Origin of the sequence: Microcystis sp. M44BS1, assembly GCF_020244875.1 — a bacterium.
Lineage (GTDB): Bacteria > Cyanobacteriota > Cyanobacteriia > Cyanobacteriales > Microcystaceae > Microcystis > Microcystis panniformis.
In genome coordinates this window covers 1-24,566 of sequence record NZ_JADBVM010000135.1, presented here as the reverse complement: position 1 = coordinate 24,566, position 24,566 = coordinate 1, and the positions used below count along the sequence as shown (strand labels likewise).

23 protein-coding genes are annotated in these 24,566 nt (G+C 42.2%); 17 read left to right on the top strand and 6 right to left on the bottom strand.

Features of this window, described 5'->3' with window-relative positions; genetic code table 11:
* Positions 1-12: 12 nt before the first annotated feature.
* From IM515_RS11000 to lepB, 5 genes are all read left to right on the top strand, one after another.
* On the top strand, positions 13-384 hold the full coding sequence (locus IM515_RS11000) for a J domain-containing protein (RefSeq protein ID WP_002770111.1): 372 nt from the start codon (positions 13-15) through the stop codon (positions 382-384).
* A gap of 2 nt (positions 385-386) precedes the next feature.
* The gene (locus IM515_RS10995; protein WP_002770110.1) at positions 387-854 is read left to right on the top strand and encodes a nucleotide exchange factor GrpE; all 468 of its coding nucleotides are present in this window, start codon (positions 387-389) and stop codon (positions 852-854) included.
* Positions 855-1,443: 589 nt separating this feature from the next.
* Positions 1,444-1,815, top strand: a complete 372-nt coding sequence (locus IM515_RS10990) for a hypothetical protein (RefSeq protein WP_002760125.1) — start codon at positions 1,444-1,446, stop codon at positions 1,813-1,815.
* Positions 1,816-2,310: 495 nt separating this feature from the next.
* Complete coding sequence (gene mazG, locus IM515_RS10985; RefSeq protein ID WP_287628948.1) at positions 2,311-3,144, top strand: nucleoside triphosphate pyrophosphohydrolase; 834 nt, start codon at positions 2,311-2,313, stop codon at positions 3,142-3,144.
* Positions 3,144-3,719 carry a signal peptidase I gene (lepB, locus tag IM515_RS10980; protein ID WP_002770106.1) on the top strand — a complete coding sequence of 192 codons (576 nt, stop codon included), beginning with the start codon at positions 3,144-3,146 and terminating at the stop codon, positions 3,717-3,719. The genes mazG and lepB overlap by 1 nt, the downstream gene beginning before the upstream one ends.
* Before the next feature lie 9 nt (positions 3,720-3,728).
* Here lepB and IM515_RS10975 read toward each other — a convergent pair whose 3' ends face one another.
* Entirely contained in the window at positions 3,729-4,217 is a 489-nt protein-coding gene (locus tag IM515_RS10975; RefSeq protein WP_002770104.1) for a universal stress protein, read from the bottom strand.
* An 18-nt stretch (positions 4,218-4,235) separates the two neighbouring features.
* On the opposite strand from IM515_RS10975, the gene IM515_RS10970 reads away from it, so the two are divergent.
* Entirely contained in the window at positions 4,236-4,541 is a 306-nt protein-coding gene (locus tag IM515_RS10970) for a ribonuclease D (protein ID WP_072924041.1), read from the top strand.
* Between the two features lie 157 nt (positions 4,542-4,698).
* Positions 4,699-5,553 (top strand): prephenate dehydratase, encoded by an 855-nt coding sequence (gene pheA / locus IM515_RS10965; protein ID WP_287628947.1) that lies wholly within the window; start codon positions 4,699-4,701, stop codon positions 5,551-5,553.
* 41 nt (positions 5,554-5,594) lie between these two features.
* On the opposite strand, the gene IM515_RS10960 is transcribed toward pheA, so the two are convergent.
* Complete coding sequence (locus IM515_RS10960; RefSeq protein WP_287628946.1) at positions 5,595-7,523, bottom strand: sensor histidine kinase; 1,929 nt, start codon at positions 7,521-7,523, stop codon at positions 5,595-5,597.
* Positions 7,524-7,614: 91 nt separating this feature from the next.
* Here IM515_RS10960 and IM515_RS10955 point away from each other — a divergent pair, with 91 nt between their 5' ends.
* Together IM515_RS10955 and IM515_RS10950 are read left to right on the top strand one after the other, a co-directional pair.
* Complete coding sequence (locus tag IM515_RS10955) at positions 7,615-8,295, top strand: RibD family protein (RefSeq protein ID WP_287628945.1); 681 nt, start codon at positions 7,615-7,617, stop codon at positions 8,293-8,295.
* Between the two features lie 36 nt (positions 8,296-8,331).
* Positions 8,332-9,522 carry a GNAT family N-acetyltransferase gene (locus tag IM515_RS10950; RefSeq protein ID WP_287628944.1) on the top strand — a complete coding sequence of 397 codons (1,191 nt, stop codon included), beginning with the start codon at positions 8,332-8,334 and terminating at the stop codon, positions 9,520-9,522.
* A 319-nt stretch (positions 9,523-9,841) separates the two neighbouring features.
* On the opposite strand, the gene IM515_RS10945 is transcribed toward IM515_RS10950, so the two are convergent.
* A complete protein-coding gene (locus tag IM515_RS10945; RefSeq protein ID WP_002770090.1) occupies positions 9,842-10,426 on the bottom strand; it encodes a MiaE family protein in 585 nt (194 codons plus the stop codon).
* 46 nt (positions 10,427-10,472) lie between these two features.
* Complete coding sequence (locus IM515_RS10940) at positions 10,473-10,976, bottom strand: DUF3122 domain-containing protein (RefSeq protein ID WP_287628943.1); 504 nt, start codon at positions 10,974-10,976, stop codon at positions 10,473-10,475.
* A gap of 270 nt (positions 10,977-11,246) precedes the next feature.
* Here IM515_RS10940 and glyS point away from each other — a divergent pair, with 270 nt between their 5' ends.
* From glyS to IM515_RS10905, 7 genes are all read left to right on the top strand, one after another.
* A complete protein-coding gene (gene glyS, locus IM515_RS10935) occupies positions 11,247-13,379 on the top strand; it encodes a glycine--tRNA ligase subunit beta (RefSeq protein WP_287628942.1) in 2,133 nt (710 codons plus the stop codon).
* A 335-nt stretch (positions 13,380-13,714) separates the two neighbouring features.
* The gene (locus IM515_RS10930) at positions 13,715-14,104 is read left to right on the top strand and encodes a hypothetical protein (RefSeq protein WP_287628941.1); all 390 of its coding nucleotides are present in this window, start codon (positions 13,715-13,717) and stop codon (positions 14,102-14,104) included.
* Between the two features lie 83 nt (positions 14,105-14,187).
* Positions 14,188-15,261: a magnesium chelatase ATPase subunit I gene (bchI, locus tag IM515_RS10925; RefSeq protein ID WP_193959275.1), complete on the top strand. Its 1,074-nt coding sequence runs from the start codon at positions 14,188-14,190 to the stop codon at positions 15,259-15,261.
* A gap of 70 nt (positions 15,262-15,331) precedes the next feature.
* Positions 15,332-16,759 (top strand): AAA family ATPase, encoded by a 1,428-nt coding sequence (locus IM515_RS10920; RefSeq protein WP_287628940.1) that lies wholly within the window; start codon positions 15,332-15,334, stop codon positions 16,757-16,759.
* Positions 16,756-17,445 carry an HNH endonuclease gene (locus tag IM515_RS10915; protein WP_287628939.1) on the top strand — a complete coding sequence of 230 codons (690 nt, stop codon included), beginning with the start codon at positions 16,756-16,758 and terminating at the stop codon, positions 17,443-17,445. The genes IM515_RS10920 and IM515_RS10915 overlap by 4 nt, the downstream gene beginning before the upstream one ends.
* Before the next feature lie 74 nt (positions 17,446-17,519).
* Positions 17,520-18,611: a glycosyltransferase family protein gene (locus IM515_RS10910; protein WP_287628937.1), complete on the top strand. Its 1,092-nt coding sequence runs from the start codon at positions 17,520-17,522 to the stop codon at positions 18,609-18,611.
* 315 nt (positions 18,612-18,926) lie between these two features.
* Entirely contained in the window at positions 18,927-20,918 is a 1,992-nt protein-coding gene (locus IM515_RS10905; protein ID WP_287628935.1) for an ABC1 kinase family protein, read from the top strand.
* A 125-nt stretch (positions 20,919-21,043) separates the two neighbouring features.
* Here the strand turns inward: IM515_RS10905 and IM515_RS10900 are convergent, their stop codons facing one another.
* Positions 21,044-22,348 carry a cytochrome P450 gene (locus IM515_RS10900; protein ID WP_287628934.1) on the bottom strand — a complete coding sequence of 435 codons (1,305 nt, stop codon included), beginning with the start codon at positions 22,346-22,348 and terminating at the stop codon, positions 21,044-21,046.
* A gap of 333 nt (positions 22,349-22,681) precedes the next feature.
* A complete protein-coding gene (gene alr, locus IM515_RS10895) occupies positions 22,682-23,878 on the bottom strand; it encodes an alanine racemase (protein ID WP_287628933.1) in 1,197 nt (398 codons plus the stop codon).
* Positions 23,879-24,255: 377 nt separating this feature from the next.
* Between alr and IM515_RS10890 the strand changes: the two genes are divergently transcribed.
* Complete coding sequence (locus IM515_RS10890) at positions 24,256-24,531, top strand: polyhydroxyalkanoate biosynthesis repressor PhaR (RefSeq protein ID WP_271989705.1); 276 nt, start codon at positions 24,256-24,258, stop codon at positions 24,529-24,531.
* Positions 24,532-24,566 lie beyond the last annotated feature (35 nt).

The window sequence follows — 24,566 nt, the reverse complement described above, 5'->3', positions numbered from 1 at the left end:
GGAGTTAGATTAATGTACGATAATTTAGATAGTAATCCTTACGATATTCTAGAAATTTCCCCCGCCGCTTCCACTGCCGAAATCACTAAAGCTTTTGGTCTGGCGATGAAACGCCGTAGCTATTCTATGGATAGCATAGCTAAAGCGCGTAAGATATTAATGAATCCTCAAGATAGGATAGTTGCGGATTATTTACGTCCTCATCTCCCTCTGGTTCAACGCTTGAAAACCATGTCTTTCTCGGAATTGTCTGAACCTTTACCATCTTTAGAAATCTTAAATAGCATGGATGATATTAATAATTACGATCAAGACAACTTGAAAAAAGTCGCTGGCGCACTGGCTTCAGCGATACTGAAAGACATTAATTTTGGGGAGGAATAAGGATGAATAATTACAAAATTAGCGAAGAAGATAGAAACAAATTATTAAGCCTAATTATAAATTTAACCAAAGAGGAGGCAAGTTTACAACAAGCTTTACGGCAGCAAGGAGAGAACAATCGCTCGGAAAAAGAAAAGATTTTTTTGGAACTATTAGAGGTGTTTGATACCCTCGAATCGTTATTAAATTTTTTAGAAGATCGACCCGAACCAGATGAGCGAGTCTGGAAAAGATTACCGAAATCTTTAAAAAGCGTACAGACAAAATTATTAAGTATTCTAGAAAAACGTCAGGTGCTGAAAATAGAACTGTCCGCTCATCAGCCAGACTTTACTATTTGTCAGGTGGTGGAGCGAGAAATACGCCCCGATTTGGCAGAACAGACGATCACAAAAATAGTCAGGCAGGGATTTACCATCGAGGATAAATTACTCAGACCGATGGAGGTTATTACATCTAAACAAGAATAGATAGGGGTTGCTGAATAAATCTAAAAACCTTGTTGGGTAAGACTTTTAGACCTTTTGTCAATCAAAAAGTCCTGGATATGGGAGTGATCGGGGGGAAAATTCCGGGACTTTTTCCCTGAAAATTAGGTAATTTACCCCCTCAAAATGGGTAAAACCCTACACCCTGCCCCGACGAGAAACTTTTTCAGCAGACCCTAGATAACCCCTTGCCACTTCCCACTCCCAACTCGGCACTCTGGCGCTCCCGTCCACTTATTTTCTGAGAATTCTAGAGGTACTTGTAAAGATTTGTTACAAGGAGACGGGGAGAAATCTGCGGACAGGGAGACAAGAAAGGATTATCGACGGGGATCAAGGATTTCAGTAGGAAATTAGATTGGGGATCAAGGGAAACCGATTGTAAAGTTTTCGATACATCTCGCCGATTCTTGTAATAGTTCGATACATATAACATAGATAATCAGCGATGATTGTAAATTTATATTGCGAATAGCTCATCTTCTTCGGTGTTTTCCCTATACTGGTTCTCATCAACTTTGAGCCGACGTGCAGAAAAGTTAGACCACCAAGTTTGTAAGAGGTCAGGAAGATGCAATTAACCGCAAGAAATAACTGGGGCCACGTTTCTTTAGCAATGCTAAAAAGCTTTCTTCTCTGGAGTTTCGTCCTCACTGTCTGTTTATTAGTAGTGGGATTTCCTTTAGTAGTATTAATGATGACAGTGGGAGCATTGTCGGCGATTATCCTACAGTCGGTTTTACCGGTTAGTTCCGTGCTTTTAGTGGCGGGAATGATTATTGGCATCAATATTTTGGCTATCCTAATTAGTGCCGCTTTGTTAGCAGCAAAAGGTGTTCATCCCCATGAAGTTAGCTGGTTGCACTGGTTACACGGTGAGGCAAAAACTTCTCATCAAGCTGTTTATGCTTCTTGTCCCCTAACTTGCGGGATGATTCATTAAATCTGATTTTCTTACAGTGGAATTACTTACCTTTTTTCTATTTAGATTTATTTAAGTTTTCAACTGCTTTATCGGTTGACTATACAGATTCCAAGCTAGTGGAACCCGGTTTTACCGGGTTTTTTCATCGTTATTGAGCTAAAGCAGTTATCTGAATGGTGAGGTACGAAGTTTTCGTTTTGGGGGGTAGGTCTTCGCTCAAATTAGGTTAAACTTCATCTATTATGAGAAAGGCTGTGACTGAATATTAGGAAGATAGGGAGATGAGTAGGTGGGTGGAATTAAATATAAGATGAACGTAGGTTGGGTTGAAGCATGAAACCCAACGCTCGATTATGTTACGCTACCGCTAACCCATCCTACAAATAATTGTACTAGGAAATTTATTTTGCAAGACTACTTAAACAGTGATTAGTTAACTGAAAACTCACATCTGATCACTGATAACTGATCACTGATAACCGGTATAATGGGCGAGAAAACCGGAAAAAATCGATGTCTAGCCTTCCAGAAACCGATAATCTCAGCTACAAGGCCATCTTAGAGGCATTAAACCATTTAATCAGCGTTGTTGCCCGTTTACGAGACCCAGAAAGCGGCTGTCCTTGGGATTTAGCCCAAACCCCGGCAACCCTGATTCCCTACGTTATCGAAGAAGCTTATGAGGTGGTAGCAGCGATTAAAAGCGGTGATAAAACTGCCATTGCCGAGGAATTAGGCGATTTACTGCTACAGGTGGTTTTACAAGCCCAAATTGCCAGCGATGAGGGTAATTTTAGCCTAGAAGAAGTGGCTAGAGGCATCACTGATAAATTAATTCGTCGTCATCCCCACGTTTTTGGGGAGCTATCCCTAGAAAATCCCGAACAGGTGCGTCAAAATTGGGAGAAAATCAAAGCTGAGGAAAAAAATGACCCGACTATTAGTGGCAAATTAACCCGTTATGCCCAAACTTTACCACCCTTGATGGGAGCGATGAAAATTTCTCGGCAAGCGGCGCGAGTCGGTTTTGAATGGGAAAATATCGCAGGAGTCTGGGAAAAATTTGGCGAAGAGTTAGCAGAATGGCAAGAGTCCCTAGAATCGGGCGATAAAGAGCATCAACAGGCCGAATTAGGCGATTTACTCTTTACTATTGTCAATCTTGCTCGCTGGTATAATTTAGACCCCAGCATCGCTTTACAAGAGACTAATCTGCGTTTTATTCAACGTTTTTCCCTAGTGGAATCTGTGGCGGAAAAGCCTCTTCATGACTATACACTAGAGGAATTAACAGTTTTCTGGCAGCAAGCGAAAGCTAAGTTAAACCAACCATCATCTGGGCAATAATGCAAGAGCAAGAAATTAATAAGGACAAATCCAAGAGTTTTTGGGCTTCTATTCGAGAAAATCTGCAAATTATCACTATAGCTTTAGTTTTAGCCCTACTGATCCGCACTTTTGTGGCTGAACCTCGTTTTATCCCCTCTGATTCTATGTTACCCACTTTAGAACAAGGCGATCGCTTAGTAGTGGAAAAACTTTCCTACGATTTCCATCCTCCTCGACGGGGGGATATCGTCGTCTTTGAACCGCCGGCACAATTACAATTACAGGGATATCAAAAGGATCAAGCTTTTATTAAAAGAGTGATTGCCACCCCAGGGGATGTGATTGCTGTCAAGGAGGGCAAAATTTATCTGAATAATCAACCCTTGGCAGAGGATTATATTCTAGAATCCCCTCAATATAATTTAATGCCTTTGCTCGTGCCAGAAAATAATTTATTTGTGATGGGAGATAATCGCAATAATAGCAATGACTCCCATATCTGGGGGTTTTTACCAGAAAATAACGTGATTGGTAGGGCGGTTTTTCGCTTTTTTCCTTTTAATCGTTTGGGGATTTTAGGGGGGAATCGCTAACAGGAATTTTTAGTCCTGACGATGTTGAACAATTAAGACGGAACAGGGGGCATGATGGAGAACATAATTACTCACACTACCTAAGAATAACTCTCCTAGACCCGATCGCCCACGCCGACCGATGACAATTAAATCAATATTCTCCTCTCGCGCCACTTTACAGATAGTTTTGGCGGCATGACCGTAAATTTGCCGGTATTCTCCCTTTACACCCATTTCTGCCGCCTGATTAGCTCTTTTTTGCAACATAGCCGCCCCTTTCTGCTCGAATTCTTCCCATTGTTGCCGCCAAAAATCAAGAGTGAGATCATTACCCTGGGCGGGGTAAATATCGGCTAAATTGGGTGGAATCGGTAAAGGGCTATAATCTTCCTCAGGGGAAAGGACGTGCAGTAGTAGGAGGTTAGCTTCGTACTTACTGGCTAAGGATACAGCCTCCTTAAAAACACTGTCCCCCATCTCCGACAAATCTACTGCTATCAAGATTTTTTGATACATTTTTCAGCCTCTGCAACCATGCCTTATTTAACGGAATCCGACGCTATTAGGAATGCGATCGATCACTTTTGCCATTTTCCCATTCTTTGGTTAGATACGGAAGTGGCCGATTACAATAGCAAGACTCCCCGTTTGTCTCTGATTCAAATTCTGGCTGATTCCACGGACTTAACGGGGGAGCGGGTGACAATTTTGGATGTTCTCGAACGACCGGATATTACTGACTATTTTATCACTAAAATCCTGTTGCTTGACCGGATAGAAAAGGTTTTTCACAATGCTAGTTATGATTGTCAATTTTTGGGCGGTAAGGGCAAAGTTTAAAAAATTACCTGTACCCTAGAGTTAGCTAAAAAGGTTCCCTACTATATTGCTCCTTTACCCAATTATCAACTGAAAACCCTGGCTGAATTAGGTTATACTTGATGTTGATGAGAAAGGCTGTAATAGCTAGAAAAAATTGCTTGCGGGGATAATTTCAATGACTGTAAAGATCGCTTATCTGGGGCCAGTGGGAACCTATTCAGAAACAGCCGCTTTAGCATATGCTAACAGTTTAGCATCCCAGCCTCATCAATTAATACCCTATCCTAGCATTGCCCTGGCCTTGCGATCGGTTGTCCAAAATCAGGCCGATTTAGCAGTGGTCCCAGTGGAAAATTCCACCGAAGGAAGTGTGGTAATGACTCTTGATGCTTTATGGCAATTACCTGGGTTACAGATTCAACAAGAATTAGTTTTACCGATTTCCCATGCACTTCTATCTCCTCGACAATCGCTAACAGAAATTACCACCGTTTATTCCCATCCCCAAGCTTTAGCTCAATGTCAAAAATGGCTAGAAAATAATTTACCTACTGTGCCAATTATTCCCACCAATTCTACCACAGAAGCGATTCAAATTCTCGATCGAGAGGCTAATTCGGCCGCTATCGCTTCCCCCCGAGCAGCAAAACTCTATCATGTACCAATATTAACACAACCAATTAATGATTATCCCGATAATTGTACCCGTTTTTGGGTAATGGCTTTAACTTCCCATCCCCAAGGGGAGCGAATGTCCCTCGCTTTTCAGGTTTTAGATCAACCTGGTGCTTTAGTCAAACCCTTAGAAGTTTTTGCCAAACGTCAGCTTAATTTATCTCGGATCGAATCGCGACCAACTAAACGATCTTTAGGGGAATACATATTTTTTATCGATCTAGAGATTAATCTGGATCAACAGCATTTAATCGCAGAAACTTTAGAAGAATTAACAAATTATACCGATGCGATCAAGGTTTTTGGTTTTTATCAGGTGGTTAATTTACCTGTAGAAAGTTTAGAGGAATTATAAACTAAGTTGCCCAGAAATTACGGTAGTTAAATAGAGATATTTTAGCTTTTAAGAGAGGGAAGAATCGGCAAAGATGAGTTTTCCTCTGGTGGAGTAAAATCAAGCTTTCTTTCCCCCACCAGAGGAAGAATAATTTCCACAGTTGTTCCTAAACCTTGACCTTGACTAGAGATAGTAATATCTCCCCCCATCATTTTCATAAAATTCTTAGAAATAGCTAATCCTAAACCCGTACCGCTAAATTTTCTAGTTGTGGAACCATCAATCATCACAAAAGGACGGAATAATTTTGATTGCTGCTGGGGGTCGATACCGATTCCTGTATCGATTATAGTGATAATAGCCTGTGGATGTTCTAGGTGAGTTATCAGAGAAATAGTTCCCGTTTCGGTAAATTTAATTGAGTTAGAAATAACATTCAAAATTACCTGTTTAAATTTAGTTGGATCAGCATAGACTACTGGATTTTCTTGACAGAAAAGTAAATTTAATTTTAAGTGCTTACCTTGCAGCGAGGCTGTTTGTAAATTAATAACTTCATTGATAATTTGGTGTAAATATACTGGTTCAGGATTAACGGAAAGTTTGCCCGCTTCTATTTTAGCAATACTGAGAATATCATCAATAATTTCCAAAAGATGTACGGCTGAATTATCCGCTTGTTGCAGATATTCTTTTTCCTCCTCCTCACTATTACAAAATCCATCCATAACGCAACGAATTGAGCCAATAATACCATTGAGAGGGGTGCGTAATTCGTGGGAAGTATTCGCCAAAAATTGGTTTTTTAATTGATTAGCATTTTCCGCTTCTTGCCAACTCTTAACTATTTCCTCTCCCCAAAGACGTAAACGTTCGAGCATTTCCTCTAGGGCCGACGCTAACTGATTAATTTCTCGAATATTAAAGTTTTGTGGTGTAATCTTTTCGGAGGGAATTTTCTGAATATTTAAGGCATAATCTCGCAGTTTTTCTAAAGGTATAGCTAAATCCCTAGCAATAAGTACAATAACTACTAAATAAGCTAATAATAAACCAGAAATTAGATAAAAAATTGCCTCCCAAATTTGTTGTAGAGGAGCCAGAGCTTGGGAGAGGGGACTAATGGCTAAAACTACCCATTGTTGGGATGATTCTCCCGTAACTGGACTAGGGAGGGAACTATAACCCGCGACTAATTCTTTGCCATCTTTCTCGAAAGAAAATAAATGCAAGAAATTTTGTTTTCCTCGGATAGCATTATTGATAATACTATTTAAGCGTTCAGCATCAGCTTCTTGACTGATATGCTTACCAATGCGATGAAAATAGGGATGAGCGAGAATAATGCCATTTTCAGAAATAACCACGGGATAACCTGACAAAGAACCGGGTAAAACCTTCTCACCGTAAAGTAGAGAAGTTTGCAGAATCAGACTAGATTGTAATTGTCCTTGATTATCGTAGATGGGAAGGGCAAAAACTAATTCTAATTGACGATTATTATTGGGAGATTTGGTTAAAAGTTGTCGAGGTAAACTTCTCACTAAAATATTTTCCATATTTCCAGCAGAGCTAGTCCGTTTTTCTGTCCATCTTTCCAGAGGCAAAACTTTGATAATTTCTGGTTCACAGGCTCGATTTAATAAAAATTTCTTGGTCTTAATATCAATTAACTCCAGACAGTTAATCTGATTAGGAAGCTGCGCCGTGAATTGTTGTAAAAAAGTTTCTTTTTCGGCTAAGGTTCCCTGTTTTAAAACCAGACTCTCACCCGCAGTGATCAGATTGGCCCGCAAAAATTGAATTGATTGCTCAATATTGTCTGCTTTTCTGATGGCACTTTCGGTGAGATTTTGACGGGCCATTTCCAAAAAAGCCGATCGCGCCTTACGATAGGTAACATAAACTCCCATTAGTAGTACAGGAACACTAACCAAGAGTAAGCGAGAGAGCAGAATACGACGAAAGGAGGATTGACCGATAGACATAGGCGAAAATTGCTTTGATTCTTGCTATCAAACTCCAAACTATACTAGCCTATTCACCAATCGGACCGGGTGATATCCCCGATCATTTGCCATGAATCGTCCTCACACCACAGTTATTTTAGCCATGAGTGCCGATGGTAAAATTGCCGACGCTTACCAGTCAGCGGCCAGATTTGCCTCTGCTACCGATAAAATGCGTCTAGAACAACATTTATCGCGCATGGATGCCGCTTTATTCGGTGCTAACACCCTGCGCGCTTATCACACCAGTCTTCCTATCCGTCATGGGGATTTTCTCGCATACCGTCAACAACGGGGATTATCTCCGCAGCCGATACAGATCGTTTGTTCTTATTCAGGCCAGCTTGATCCCCAGATGAAATTTTTTCAGCAGCCTTTCCCGCGCTGGTTAATCACGGCAGCGGAAAAAGTGGCGGCATGGGAAAATCGGGGTTTATTTGAGCTTGTCTTAGTCTGCGGCGATTGGAAGGCTATTTTTAGTCAATTTACCGCACTAGGTATCAAAAAACTGGCGATTCTGGGAGGAGGTGAATTAATTGCCTCTCTTTTAGCTGAAGATTTAATCGATGAAATCTACCTAACCATTTGTCCGTTGCTGTTAGGAGGCAATAAAGCGGCAACTCCCCTGGGAGGAACTGGATTTCTGGCAGATTCTGCCAGAAAATTACGACTTTTGAGCGTGGAAACCGTGGAAGAAGAAATTTTCTTACATTATTCCCTTGAACGAGATTCCCACAAATCTCAAAACTAGATTACCTTAAATAAAAAGGTTGACTTATCTTGTCCCATGGTAGAACAGCTTAAACCTCAATATTCTGTCGCTTGGATTGATAAAATGAGTGAGATTCCCCAACAAAAATGGGATGCTCTCGCTCAACCCCTAACTACTCCCTTTCTAGAGTGGCAATGGTTACATAATATCGAAACTTCTGGCAGTGCCACGGGACGCACCGGGTGGCAACCGGCTCATCTCACAGTTTGGCGCGGTGCTGAGTTAATTGCCGCCGCTCCTTTGTATATTAAAAGTCATAGTTACGGTGAATTTGTCTTTGACCACCAATGGGCAGATCTTTCCCATCGTTTGGGGATTAGATACTATCCGAAACTGTTAGGAATGACCCCTTTTACTCCGGCGGTAGGTTATCGTTTTTTAATTGCTCCGGGGGAAAATGAACTGGAGATTACGGCTTTAATGATAGCGGCAATTGATCATTTTTGTGATCAAAATAATCTGTCGGGTTGTCATTTTCTTTTTGTGGATCCCCAATGGCGAATTTTAATGGAAAATTTTGGCTTTACTCCCTGGTTACATCATAGTTATATCTGGAATAACAAAGGTTTTCAAAGTTTTGAAGATTATCTGACAGCTTTTAATGCTAATCAACGCCGCAATATTAAACGGGAACGGAAAGCGGTGACTAATGCGGGGTTAATTATTAAAACTCTGGCTGCCGAAGAAATTCCCCATCATTTGTTCCCGTTAATTTATCGGTTTTATAGCAGTACCTGTGATAAATTTTACTGGGGAAGTAAATACCTGACACAGAAATTTTTTGAACAATTATATCCGAATTATCGTCAGCGAGTGGTTTTGATTACTGCCTACCAAAATGAAAAGGATACTAAACCCGTGGGTTTATCTTTTTGTATTCGCAAAGATACTAATCTTTATGGTCGTTACTGGGGCAGTTTTCAGGAGTACGACTGTTTACATTTTGAAGCTTGTTACTATCAACCGATCGATTGGGCAATTAGTCAAAATATTACCATGTTTGACCCGGGTGCGGGAGGACAACATAAAAAAAGACGGGGTTTTCCCGCTACTGCTAATCATAGTTTACACCGTTTCTATCATGGCAAAATGACTCAAATTCTCCGCAATTATATCCAAGAAATTAATCAAATGGAACAGGAAGAAATTGAGGCCATTAATCAAGATTTACCCTTTTCTAAAAGAGAAATTGAGTTTAACGAGTAATTTAGATAGTTAATTGTCCCTGGGTGCATCTCATTTTTGTAAATCTACTGAAGTTGGGATTTTTAAAGGGAAACTATCTTCTAAAATTGGTCATTACTTCCGATTTAATCACTCAATCCAAGCTTTTGGGGGGTTCTACCCCCCAAACCCCCCGTTGGGGACGCAAGCGCCGTCCCCAAACCCCTCGCGCATTAGTTTTTCGGTGGGATGCTTACAGGCAGCTGCTGATATATTTGTAATAATTTAAGAGTCACTGATAATTGCTAATTGTCCGTATTTCTGCAAATGTGAGCTGCAGCCATTGTCCCTATTAGTGCAATCAACTATGAATACGAGGTTCCGGGTGCAGAGTAGTGAGAATTTCACTTTCGATCGCCGCTAGGGTTTCTAAGCGTTGCTCGATCACTGTACGTTCAAAATAATCCGCTGCTAATAGCCAATAAATACCATAATGACGGGCTTCGGAAGCCATTAAACCGCGATAAAATTGAGCTAATTGAGGATCGGGACAATACTCTCCCAATAAACCCAATCTTTCGTGGGAACGCGCCTCAATTAAAGCTGATATCAACAGAGAATCCAAAAGGCGATCGGGTTCTTGGTGACGAATCTGCGCCTTTAATTTAGCACCATAAGGGGGAGAATTTAAGGGAGCGAGGGGAATTCCCCATTTATCTAACCATTGATTTACCTGTTCAAAATGTTCTAATTCCTCTTGTGCGATCGCTGTTAATTTCCGCACGAGGGAAGCGTAGGAAGGATAACGAAACATGAGATTTAAGGCCACTCCTGCCGCTTTTCGCTCACAATGGGAATGATCGAGCAGAATAATCCCTAAATTATTAATTGCCTGTTCTATCCAATCCTCAGAGGTGGCACTGACTAATAAATTAATCTTTCCCATCGTCGCTGATTCCAATTTGCTGCATCTTTCACCCTAACCCAAAAAGTCAAATATTTGCCGAAAAAAGCAGACTTTGCCATTCTAAAAGTACAGGAATCGGGATGTTAAGATGACGGGGAGCCTCTAGGGGTAGGGAAAGTTCGATCGCTTCAGTAACGGGTAGCTGCGGTAAGATATCCCGCATCTCGTATTGACCGACGTTAGCTGCTGGTGATTTTTCGGCAAAAGCATCCTTAGCCGCTAAAATTTCGCCTTTAGCCGTCGTTATCGTCAATCTTTCTCCATGCAGAAACTCAATCCCTTCAGGAAATCCCACCAAGCGCAAACTAATTTCTAGGGTTTCCCCATCCTTAATTCGTTTGAACAACACCACCTGCCAAGGACTACCTGTATCATCGCGCAAACTATGACGGGATTGATACAACAGCTGCCCCGGCCCCTCTAGCTGTTGTCGAGTTAGAGCTAGTGCAGACAAGGAAACATCAATCCCAAAGCTGATAAACAGCAAAAAACTCACGAGAACACAAAATAATAATAGAAATCGTTTCATAACTTTATTGACATAATAGATAAAATATGAGACCAACTTTGCACCCTTAGCCAAGCTAAGGCAATTGTATCGCCATATAGTTATACTAGCATACTGTTTAAAAGGGATAGGAGAGTGGGCAGCACCAAAGCTAGGTCGAGGAAGTTTGAGCATTTGTACTAAAATTTCCCATATGCAGTTTAAATGCAGTACAGCTGATCAAAAACTAAGGACACGGCTTCTGTGATAGCCTAGATGATTGGTGAAGCATAAACACGGCCAATCAATCAGATGGATTTTTTACTTGAAGTCGGTACAGAAGAACTACCCGCAGATTTTGTCGATAGCGCGATCGCACAATGGCAGGAAAGAGTTAGCAAGAGTTTAGAGACGGAATCTCTGGATGCGACTGCTATTCAAGTTTACGGAACCCCGCGCCGTTTGGCCGTGTTAATCACAGGATTACCGAAGGAGCAAGAAGCTCGCAGCGAGGAGATCAAAGGACCGCCAGTTAGTGCCGCCTACAAAAATGGTCAAATTACCCCCGCGGGTGAGGGTTTTGCTCGAAAACAGGGAGTTAGCACCGCTGCTTTCTCCATTCGTGCCACAGACAAAGGAGAATTTGTCTATATTGAAAAAACGATTCCAGGTCGTCCAACAGCCGAGATTTTAACTGAATTAATTCCCCAATGGATTACCCGTTTGGAAGGAAGACGTTTTATGCGTTGGGGAGATGGAGATTTAAGATTTCCCCGGCCAATTCGTTGGTTATTAACTTTAGTGGATGGGGAAGTTTTGCCCCTAGAATTAATTAATGGCTCTACCACTTTAACCAGCGATCGCTTAACTTTTGGTCATCGCATTCTACACCCGCAATCTTTAGCCATTAGTCATCCCCAAGCATATTTAACCAGTTTGCGATCGATTTTTGTGGAAGCGGATCCGCAAGTGCGTCAACAGATAATTACCGATCAGATTAGCACCCTAGCCAAAAAACTCCAGGGAGTGGCAGAAATTCCCGCAGATTTATTAGCAGAAGTGACTAACTTAGTCGAATATCCCACGGCAATTGTTGGCAAATTTGACGATGAATTTCTGGAATTACCCCCGGAAGTAATTATTACCGTGATGGTGACACACCAGCGTTATTTCCCTGTGAAAACTCCCCAGGGTTTGTCACCCTATTTTATTACTATTTCCAATGGCGATCCCCAGAAATCGGAGATTATTTCCGCAGGAAATGAAAGGGTTATCCGCGCACGGTTAGCTGATGCCAGATTTTTCTATACTGCCGATTGTGATGAACCCTTAGATAGTTTTCTTCCCCAACTGGAAACCGTCACTTTCCAAGAAGAATTGGGAACCATGCGCGATAAAGTCGATCGAATTATGGAAATTGCCCAGATGATCGTCGAACAGTTAAATCTCGATGAACAAAGTCGCAGTGATATAGAGTCCACTGCCATGCTTTGTAAAGCGGATTTAGTTACCCAAATGGTCTATGAATTTCCCGAATTACAGGGAGTAATGGCCGAAAAATATGCTTTAATTAGTGGTGAATCGCCTGTAGTTGCCCGGGGCATTTTTGAACATTATCTGCCTCGCAATGCTGGGGATATACTCCCGGAAACAATAACCGGTCAAGTGGTGGGAATTGCCGATCGCTTGGATACTTTAGTCAGTATTTTTGGACTGGGAATGCTGCCCACTGGTTCCTCAGATCCCTTCGCTCTCCGTCGGGCTGCCAATGCAATAATTAGTATTATCTGGTCAGCCAATTTTAATATCAATCTTTTGGCATTAATTGAGCAGATAGCTAAGGATTTTGTTACCTGTCATCCCGATAAACCCAACCCAGCAAATCTGATTAAAGATTTCTTTTTACAACGTCTGCAAACTCTCTTAATTGATGATTTGAGGATAGATTATGATCTCGTTAATGCAGTTTTAGGGGAAAACGATCCGGAGTATAAGTCTCGCGCTTTAGAAAATTTATTAGATACCCGTGAACGCGCTCGCTTTTTATGCCAAATTCGTCAGGATGGTCAGTTAGCAAACATCTATGAAACCGTCAATCGCTCGACCCGTTTGGCACAAAAAGGAGATTTAGATACAACTACCCTAGAAACCAAGGGAATCATCGATAGGGAGTTATTTGAACAATCCTCCGAACAGGCATTTTATGACGCTTTAATTGCCCTAATTCCCGAAACTATCAGCGCAAGAGAGCAAAGAGATTATCAGCGTCTTGTCACTGCTTTAACGGCAATTTCTCCCCTGGTGGCTGACTTTTTTGATGGCGAAAATAGTGTATTAGTCATGGCCGAAAAAGAATCTGTCCGTCGCAATCGTTTAAATCTGTTGGGTTTACTGCGAAATCACGCCCGAGTCCTAGCAGATTTTGGGGCAATTGTCAAGGGATAATTCAGTTATCAGTTATCAGTTATCAGTTATCAGATTTGAGTTTTCAGTGGACAGTGGTAATCAGTGAGCAGTTGTCAATAGACTGACTACCTTTATTGATTCTCCCCATCACCCCATCACCCCATTTCCCCATCCCCCCACACCCCACACCCCACACCCCACACCCTACTTCCCCACACCCTACTTCCCCACACCCCACACCCCATCACCCCATCACCCCATCACCCCATCACCCCACACCCTACACCCCACACCCTACACCCCACACCCTACACCCCACACCCTACACCCCACACCCCACAACCCCACTGAATTACTGCTCACTGATAACTGAAATGGCCGATTCTGAACTACAGCAACAAGTCCAAAGATTACATCGACTGACGGTATGGGGTCGTTGGTTATTCGTGTTGGGTTGTTGGTTAGGGATTGGTTCGGCGAGTTTATGGGTTTTATGGGATGATATAGCCTTAATGCGGCAATATTTTACTTGGACAGCCCTTAGATACGCTTTAGCTTTCAATTACTGGCCTTCTATCGGTCTAGCCTTTTGTTTTGCCATTACAGGAGCAGTGTTAGTCTGGCAAAGTCGCAATATTATTTTAGGACTTTCCCCCAGAGAAAAACTGCGCTTAGAGCAACGGGTGCAGAAAATTCGGGCCAAAGGGCCGCATCATCCCCTCTGGCGCTGGATACTAAAAAGCAGGGAAAAAGACCTACAATGATAAAGATTTGCTGAAAGCTGACGGCTAGAACCCACACTAGATATAATTCTTTACGCAACAACTCTTGACTTTTGAATCCACTTATGACCGTGACTCCCCAAGCTCCTCCGAAAACTCGCCGCGTGGTTTTTCCCTTCACCGCTATTGTCGGCCAGGAAGAAATGAAATTATCCCTAATGCTCAACGTCATCGACCCCAAAATTGGCGGGGTGATGATTATGGGGGATCGAGGTACGGGAAAATCGACCACAATTAGGGCTTTAGCCGACCTTTTACCAGAAATTGACGTAGTTGCTAACGATCCCTTTAATTCTGACCCCAATGATCCCGATTTAATGAGCGATGAGGTGCGGCAAAAGGTGGATGAATCCATTCCCTTGACCATTGCCAAGAAAAAAGTCACTATGGTAGATCTGCCCCTCGGTGCGACGGAGGATCGGGTCTGTGGCACGATTGACATCGAAAAGGCCCTGTCAGAAGGGGTAAAAGCTTTTGAACCAGGATTGCTGGCCAAAGCTAACCGCGGCATTCTCTATGTGGATGAAGTCAATTTACTTGACGATCACCTCGTCGATGTGCTATTAGATTCGGCCGCTAGTGGTTGGAATACGGTGGAACGGGAAGGAATTTCCATCCGTCACCCGGCCCGGTTTGTTTTGGTGGGATCGGGCAACCCAGAAGAGGGAGAATTGCGCCCACAACTGCTCGATCGCTTCGGAATGCACGCCGAGATTCACACCGTCAAAGAACCACCTCTACGGGTCAAAATCGTGGAACAGCGTGCGGAATTTGATGGCAATCCCCTCTCGTTTTTAGAGAAATATAACTTAGAACAGGAAGAACTGCAAAGAAAGCTAGTGGAGGCCCAGAATCTTTTGCCTTCTGTGGAGCTTGATTATGATCTGCGGGTGAAAATTTCCGAGGTTTGTTCCGAGTTAGACGTGGATGGATTGCGCGGCGATATCGTTACCAATCGCGCCGCTAAAGCTCTGGCCGCTTTAGAAGGACGGACGACTGTGACGGTAGATGATATCCGTCGGGTAATTGTTCTCTGTTTACGTCACCGTTTGCGGAAAGATCCCCTAGAATCGATCGATTCTGGTTATAAAGTCTTGAAAGCTTTTAATCGCGTCTTTGGATTAGAGGAAAATTCCTAAATCTAATTCACCCTCTCCCCGAAGAGAGGGTTTTTGACTGGATTTAGAGATGAAGGCCAAAAAGGGCTAGATGTGGCCGAATAAGCTAGAATTTTATCGATCGCTGTTATCCTCTGGGGGAATGTCGATGTGGGTTGAAAGTATAACACTCGAAAACATTAAATGCTTCCAGAATCAAGAGATTAAATTTATTATTCGTAATCCCGATAATAAACGTCGTCAGGATGCTAAACCTTATCATTGGATCACTTTATTAGGAGAAAATGGAGTAGGAAAAAGCACGATTTTACAGGCTTTAGCTTTACTGCTCGCCGGACCAGAAGCAGCCAAAGAATTATTACCACGTCCGACTGGTTGGATATGTAATCCCAAGACACCGGGTAAATTAACCGCAGTGCTTCATCAAGAAGATGGGGATGCGGGAAAATTTGGTATAGATAAAACTCGAAAAACTTTTGCTTATTCCTATTTTGTTACAGGCAAGGAAAGGTTAGAGTTAGGAGGCAGTAAGGACAAACAAACCTATACAGAACCAGCATTAATCGAAGAAAATAGCAAAATTTTAAGTTGGTTGCGAGCCAATGCTTTTGCCTCCGATAGTCGTGGTTGGTTTGCCGTCGGTTATGGAGCTTTCCGTCGTTTGACACGAGTGAGTCAAGTGATTATTCCTAGTCTTGAACCCCCGCAACGCTCTAGCAACTTTTTCAGCCAATTTCATGAGGATACATCTTTAAGTTCTTTTGAGAGATGGATGGTGTATTTAGATTATCGAATAGCCAAAAATCCTGAAGATAGTAAATCCAAACAAATGAAAAAAATCGGCGAAGAAGCAATTACTAAACTGTTACCCGGTAATGTAGAAATTGCTGAAGTAACTGCCGATGCCTTGATTCAGTTTCTAGTTAACGGTCAAAAAGTTCCAACCATTAGTTTATCCGATGGTTTTCGGAGTATGATTGCTTTAGCTGGGGATTTAATTTGGCGATTATTACAATCCTTCCCCAATCTAGATAACCCCACAGAGGCTTCTGGAGTCGTCTTAATCGATGAGTTAGATGTTCATTTACATCCTTCTTGGCAAAGGGAAATTGCTGGATGGTTACAGGAAGTTTTTCCCAACCTTCAATTCTTTGTCGCTACTCATAGTCCTTTAATCGCTGCCGGTGCGGGGGAAAAGTCTTTAACCCTACGAATCGATCTGGTAGAGGGTGAATTAGAGATTGTAGAAATTCCTTATTTAGAATTAGCGGCTAATGTTGATCGTACTTTAACAAGTGCTGCTTTTGGTTTGAAATCAACCTATCCCACTGATACAGAAAATAAAATTAAGCGTTACCACCAACTAAATCGTAAAAATAAAAATCTGGCAGCAGAAGAAAAGGAAGAATATGAACAACTGTCATTATTTGTTGGAGAAGTTAAACCCTTTGGCGAAATTAGTCAACCTAATAGTTTAGAATCCCGAATTGATGCCTTACTAGAGGAGCGTTTATCTTGATTCCTGTCACCAGAATATCAGAGCCACGCGTATTAGCTAAAAATGCCGCTCGTTGGCTAGAGGCTTTAGAATCAATAAAATCAAACAACAAGGCAACTAAAGCTCAAATTAACCAAGCACAAAATAAATACAGTCATCCGCAAGTTAAAGACGCATTAGTTAAAATGTTTAATGGGAAATGCGCTTACTGTGAAAGTAAGATTACAGTGGTAACTTACGGAGCGATCAAACATTTTTATCCAAAAAGCCAGTATCCTGATCTGACTTTTACTTGGGAGAATTTACTGCTTTCTTGTGATAAATGTAATGATGCCAATCACAAAGGCACAAATTTTCCTCTCGATGATATCACGGGAAATCCTCTGTTAATAGACCCCACGGATGGAGTAAGCGATACGAATACACATCTTGAATTTGTTTGGGATGAAATGGCAAAATTGGCCAGTGTTTATGGTCGGGATCGGCGTGGTCAAATTGTTGAAGATTTGTTCGATCTCAATGGTATGCGTGGACGAAAAGAATTAATTAACTATCGTAGTCAATATATTAAAAAGTTGTTAGCATTATTACGTTACGCAAAACAAGGAGACTCGGAGGTTTTATCTTTACTGCAAGAAGCTTGTCAACCGGGAGCGGAATATTATGCTTTTGCTAGTATTTATATACTGCCCCATTTGCCTCCCTAAAATTAAGGGTAATTCTTATCTACGGTCTGAAAAACAAAATTTATCGCTTATTATTCTCACCTTACTTGCTATTTATGTCTCGTCCTGTTGTTTATTTCGCCATTACTAATCATGGTTTTGGCCACGCTGTCCGCACTGCTTCGGTGGTAGCTAATATTATTGAACTTAATCCCGAAATTTTGCCGATATTAGTCACCACTGCTCCGCGCTGGTTATTAGATTCCTACATATCCGGAGAATATATTCAAAGACATCGGGGGTTTGATGTGGGGGTAATCCAATCGGATAGTTTAACGATGGATAAATTAGCTACTAAAGAAAAATTAGAACAAATAATTGCTCAATCAAGGGCAATTATTGCCAGTGAAGTTAATTTTATTAAAACTAATCGTGTGGGTTTAGTTGTAGCCGATTTACCGCCTTTAGCGGCACTAATTGCCAAAAGTGCGGGGCTTCCTTGTTGGATGATTGGTAACTTTGGTTGGGATTTTATCTATCGTGATTGGGGTGAAGAATTTGCGGGTATTAGTGATTGGATCAGTCGTTGTTATAATCAATGTGATCGCTTATTTAAACTGCCTTTAGCAGAAGCAATGACAGCATTTCCTCACGTTACCGAAGCAGGTTTAACCGGGGGTACACCCCGCTACAGTGAAGAACAATTACGACAGGAATTTAAGCTAAATACTCCTAAAGAAAAAACTATTTTATTGAGTTTTGGTGGGTTAGGATTAGAAGCAATTCCATATAATAACCTCGCCAGTTTTCCCGATTGGCAATTTATCACTTTTGAAAAAAACGCGCCCGAACTGCCCAATTTAGTCCGCTTACAGGATAAACCAGATCGGAGCTATCGTCCTGTCGATTTTATGCCCCTGTGCGATCGAATTATTTCCAAACCGGGATATAGTACCTTTGCCGAGGCTTTAAAATTAGAGGTGCCGATTGTTTCCCTAATTCGAGAAGGTTTCGCCGAATCAGCGATTTTATTGGCTGGAATCCAAGATTATAGTTATCATCAAATCATTAGCAGTGAAGAATTTTTTCAGGGTAATTGGGACTTTTTACGCCAAGCTCCCCAACCGCCAAGATTAAAGGTTAAACTGCCTAAAGATGGTGCAGAATCGATAGCGAGAGCTATTGTAGAATACTTTGAGAGGCATTAACGAAGCCTGCCGACCGCCTGATCTCAACAAGCAATTTAAATTACGAACAGCATTATAGGTTATCAGCCTCGAAATCGTCAAAAACACCGATAAGGGACTTGCGCTTTGATAATGTACCTTTTGGGCGAACGCAGTTCGCCCCTACATTGTGGACAAAATCCGTTACTGTAGGGGCGCAAAGCTTGCGCCCCCCGATCGATTGGGATATTATTCCCACGCAAGTCCCTAACCATTCGGGGAGACAGAAACAAGATCAGGCAGAAAGCCGATACTTGTTACAATAGTTTACAAATCACCCTGCCTTGTCACCGAACTATGTCCGAACAGATGATCTCCCCAGAGACGCAACCCGAAGAAGCGATTACTGTTGAAGTGCAGCCCGTCCATATTCCCGAAGAGCATCGGGAAAATATCGGCCCCATGGATGACAACGTAGCCGAGAGTTGGCGCTACAATCCCGAAGTTATTAACGACTATTACCGTCGGCGACCTCTAGACGTTTTGGGGAGATTAATCGAAATTGCCCTACCGGTTTTATCTTTTGTCATCGGTATCTGGTCGGATAAACTGCGGGGAAAATCGCCAAAAAATGAAATTAGACGGGCCGTACAATTGCGGGAAATGTTGACCAAATTGGGACCAACCTATATTAAAATCGGTCAAGCTCTCTCTACCCGGCCTGATTTAGTACCGCCTTTATATTTAGAAGAATTAACCACTCTCCAGGATCAAATTCCCTCTTTTCCTAATGAAATTGCCTATCGTTTTATCGAAGAAGAATTAGGTTATTCTCCTGAAGAAATTTATACAGAATTATCCCCCAATCCCATAGCGGCCGCTTCCCTAGGACAAGTTTACAAAGGTAAATTAAAAACCGGAGAGACAGTCGCCGTTAAAGTACAGCGTCCCGATTTGATTCGCTGTATAACTTTAGATGTGTATATCATGCGTAGTTTGGCGAGTTGGGCGAAAATTAATGTTAAAAGACTTCGCTCCGATTTAGTGGCAATTACCGACGAATTAGCCAGTCGTATTTTTGAAGAAATTAATTATCTGCACGAGGGACAAAACGCCGAAAAATTCGCTCAACTTTATGGTCATATTGCCGAAATTTACATCCCCAAAATCTACTGGAAATATACCGGGCGACGGGTTTTAACCATGGAGTGGGTGGACGGCACAAAATTAACTAATATCAAAGAAATTCAGGCCCAGGGTATTGATGCCACCCACTTAGTTAATGTGGGGGTGCAGTGTTCTTTGCGTCAATTACTTGAACACGGATTTTTCCATGCGGATCCCCATCCGGGTAATTTATTAGCGACTCCCGACGGTAAATTAGCTTATCTTGATTTCGGCATGATGAGCAATATTGAACCCTATCAACGCTACGGTTTAATCGAAGCGGTGGTGCATTTAGTCAACCGGGATTTTGAGTCTTTGGCCAAGGATTATGTTAAATTAGACTTCCTGTCACCCACCACCAATTTAGAGCCAATTGTTCCCGCTTTTTCGGAAGTTTTCGGTAATGCTTTAGGGGCGAGTGTGGCAGAATTAAACTTTAAAAGTATCACCGATAAAATGTCGGCGATGATGTATGAGTTTCCCTTTCGAGTTCCTGCCTATTATGCCCTGATTATTCGCTCGATGGTGACTTTAGAGGGAATAGCAATCGGCATCGATCCTAATTTTAAGGTACTGAGTAAAGCCTATCCTTATATTGCTAAACGTCTGCTCACCGATCCTTCCACGGAGTTGCGAGATTCCCTGCGGGATTTATTGTTTAAAGACGGTACTTTTCGCTGGAATCGTTTAGAAAATCTCCTGCGTAATGCTAAAGATTCTAATGATTTTAACTTCGAGAAAGTCAGCGAACAAGCGTTAGATTTTCTTCTGTCAGACAGGGGTATATTTATCCGCGAAAAATTAGTGAATGAGTTAGTAAATACCCTCGATAATTTTGGCCGTCGCACTTGGTTTAATCTCACGGTTAATTTCCGGCAACAGGTGGGTTTAGCGGTGCAAGAAACTCCCCCAGAATTGTTGGGTGATGCTAAGAGTTTTGAGCATCTTCGCAACATCTTTAGTATTTTACAGGAAACAAAAGGATTCGATGCCATGGCTATGGTGCCAGTGATGACGAAACTAATCGCTAAACCGGAAACCCAACAGATGGGACAAAAAATTGCTGAAGGTTTGCTACAAAAATCCCTAGCGCGTTTAATTCGTTACTTAGTTCTCGAATTTGATAGACCAAATCATCAGCAAAATGGAGAATTATCGAAAGCTTTACCCGCTGCTGATTAACCTCTGTTCGGAGTTCCACCGACGGCTCAAAATCTGAGCATTTCCCACAATAAATGCCGTGAAATTTATTTCACGGCTACGATAAAAACGCTAAACTGTTTTTAAAGTTTTTTTATCCTAACTGGTTAACGGGGTTGAAAGGTGACTTGTAAACCGTCGCGAGGATGGGGAGTGGGGATAGTGGTGAGGGTGAGATCTTGATTAGGGAGTAATTGCCAATCGTATTTTTCTACTAAACGGACGGCTAAAATTTTCATCTCTAAACGAGCGAATTCTTTGCCAATACATTCGCGCAATCCCGCACCAAAGGGGATATATCCGTAGGGTTTTTCCTCGGCTAAAAAGCGATCGGGATCGAAGGTTTCAGGATGGGAATAAATATTATTATCTTTATGGGTATTGCTGATTTGATACTGCACTACCCATCCTTTCGGCAAATGATAACCGTTAAATTGACAGTCTTCTATTACCCGACGGAATCCTCCTCCCACGGGGGGAGTAAAACGTAAAACTTCCTTTAAAACGCGATCTAAATAGGTCATCTGTTTGAGGGTATCGACGCTTAAAGGAGTGGATAGATCAAAATTAGTTATTTCCTCAAGGACAAGCTGAAAAATATCGGGATGCAGTGCCATTTGTAGGCAGAAAGTGGCAATAGCGGAGGTTAAAGTTTCATGACCGGCAAAGAGTAATAATAGCACTTGATCCTTTAATTCCGCTAAGGATAAACTTTCACCGTTTTCGTCTTTAGCTTGTAAAAGGATAGCCAGAGCATCCTGGCCTAAGTCATCATTTTTTTGTCTTTCTAAAATGATAGTTTCGATCGCTTGCAGTAATTCTTCTCGACAGCGTAATGCTTTGCCGAAAGCTGTCCAGGGAAGGGGAAGGGGAAGGGTAAATAGTCCCGCACACCAAGTATCAAAAACTTCTCCTAATTTGGTGGCAGAACCCTGGTCAAGACCGATAAATAATTTACAGGCGATATCGAGAGTATAGTTTCTTAATTCAGGATACCATGACAGGGTTTTTGCGGTTTGCCAACGCTCTAAATAGTGATCGGTAATTGTTTCTACCGTAGGGATATAACTTGCTAGGGACCGGGGTTGAAAAGCTTGATAGATTAAACGACGACGGGAAGCGTGAACATCTCCCGTATGCACCGCTAAAGATGCGCTACCTAGGAGAGTTTTGGTACTTTTAGGCCAAGTTGCCGCAAAGTATTTATTCTCGTTGCTGAGGAGAAACCGGTTAGCTTCGGCACCGGATAAAATAATCGTGGGACTGCCAAAAATATGAGTACGGAAAAGTTGACCATATTTATTATGACGTTTACTGGCAAAATCCCCATCGGTCAAAAAAGCGATTGTTTCTCCTAATAGGGGTAATCCGAAACTGCCGGGGGGTAGGGGTAAATCGTTGCTTATAGTCATCGCTGCCTCTAGGGTAAAACTAATCAGTTGCCGTCGATTAACTCTGTTTATTCTAACCTAAAGCACCGGAGAATTCACCTCCTGATCTAGCCTGACAATTAGCGATCGCACTTGACCAAGGCAAGTATCTAAGTAGGGAGGCACAATTATTTGTAGGATGGGTTAGCGGTAGCGTAACATAATCGGGCGTTGGGTTTCATGCTTCAACCCAACCTACGTTCATCTTATATTTAATTCCACCCACCTACTTAGGCAAAATTAATCACAGATATCGCCAATCAGTTAACAATAAGAATTGCCGCCAATTGACATTTTTTAAGATCACCGCCATAATCACCCATTGCTAATAATAATTCGCGGCAAACGATGCTTAAAACCGCAGAGAATCTCCCAGGATATCGTACCTAAATCCCGCGCCCAATCATCGGCGGTGATGCACTGTGGACCGTCTTTACCGATAAGTGTGACGATTTCCCCTGTTTTTACCTCTGGAATCTCGCTCACGTCAATCATTAACTGATCCATGGTTATCGCGCCGATTTGGGGTACTAAACGTCCTCTCAGGGATACTTTTAAACGATTGGAGAGATTGCGGGGAATTCCATCGGCGTAACCGATACCGACCACAGCAATACGGGTGTCTTTTGCCGCTATGTACTGATGACCATAACTCACTCCCGAGCCGGCGGCAATGGTTTTGACTTGGGCAATGCGTGCTTTTACTTGCAGCACCGGTTGCAAAGGAACTTTATCGGTGAGATGATCGGCAGGATAAAGACCGTAGAGAGCTAATCCGACTCTAACTCGATCGTAGTGCAGAGATCGATCGCTTAGGGTAGCGGCAGAGTTGGCTAAATGCAGACAGGGGGGATGATAACCTTTTGATCTTAACTCGGCGATCGCTTGTTGGAATCTTTGCCGTTGTAACTGCATGATTTCGGGATTCGGATCATCAGCCGTGGCAAAATGCGAGTATATACTGGCAATTTTCAGGTTAGGAGCCTCTAAAACCTGTTCGACGAATTTGGTGCCGTTGTGCCATTGTGTACCTAAGCGAGACATCCCCGTATCTAGTTTGATATGGACTAGCAGCCGCTGCTCTAAGCGTCTCATAACGGCGGCAAAAATTTGCACCTGTTCGATTTGCACCAGGGTGGGTTGCAATTGCCAATGGGCCAGGGCTGCCACTTCTTCTGGGGTATTGACTGCCCCTAAAATCATAATTGGGGCAACGATTCCCGCTTCCCGTAGTTCGATACCTTCCCCGATAGTTGCGATGGCTAAAGATTGCGCTCCGGCTTCTAAAACGCTGTTAGCCACTTTAACTGCCCCATGTCCGTAAGCATCGGCTTTAATTACCGCCATTAATTCCGTTTTTGGGGCTAATAAGGCCTTGACTTTTCGCACGTTTTGTTGTAAGGCCGAGCGATCTATCTCTACCCAAGCACGATAGCGAATTACTTCCGACAATTGATAATCATGACGGTTTTTGGACGGATTGATAATTTTTGGTTCGATGCTAAACGTCACTCGCTCACTCCTTTGCACACATAACCCAATTTATAGCAAAAGAAAACCGAGAGGGCTAGGAAAGAAGCCTGAAACCCCTCTGGATTTCCCCCTTTTTCCCTGTGGAATCTGGGTTTTAAGATGAATGGGATGTTAGGAAGTTCCCGAAAAAATTGGCAGTTAGGGTTATAAAGGCTAGAAACTAAGTACCTAAAAGCTTTTAGCTTAACCAATTAGGTTTTAGATTCGATCGAGTGACAAGAAACTGGCGAAGTTTTCACCTAACACTATCTCAGTGGTTGGACAGAAGTGAAGTTAACTATAGGGTAAGGAATACCAAAAAGCCTAGACTTAAGATAAAATTATATCCAACCAGATGCAGTGTAGGAGTTTACCAAATGTCTAACGAAACTGTTACTTATTCCCTAGAAGCTGTCCTCACAAGGATTGAGGGGAAGATCGATAAGATTGATGAGCGCTTAACCAAAGTAGAAATAGGATTAACCGATCTCAAAGGGGATATTAAAGTATTAGACGAGAAAATCGAAGGCATCGACAATCGGCTAATATCGGTAGAGGGAACCCAAAAAAATCAGGTCTGGACATTGATTATCCTTTTGGGAAGTGCCATTATTACGGCCGGTTGGAAAGTATTTTTTTCCAGTAATATCTGAGTTGTCTAATCCTCAACACAACTACAGTTAACCGC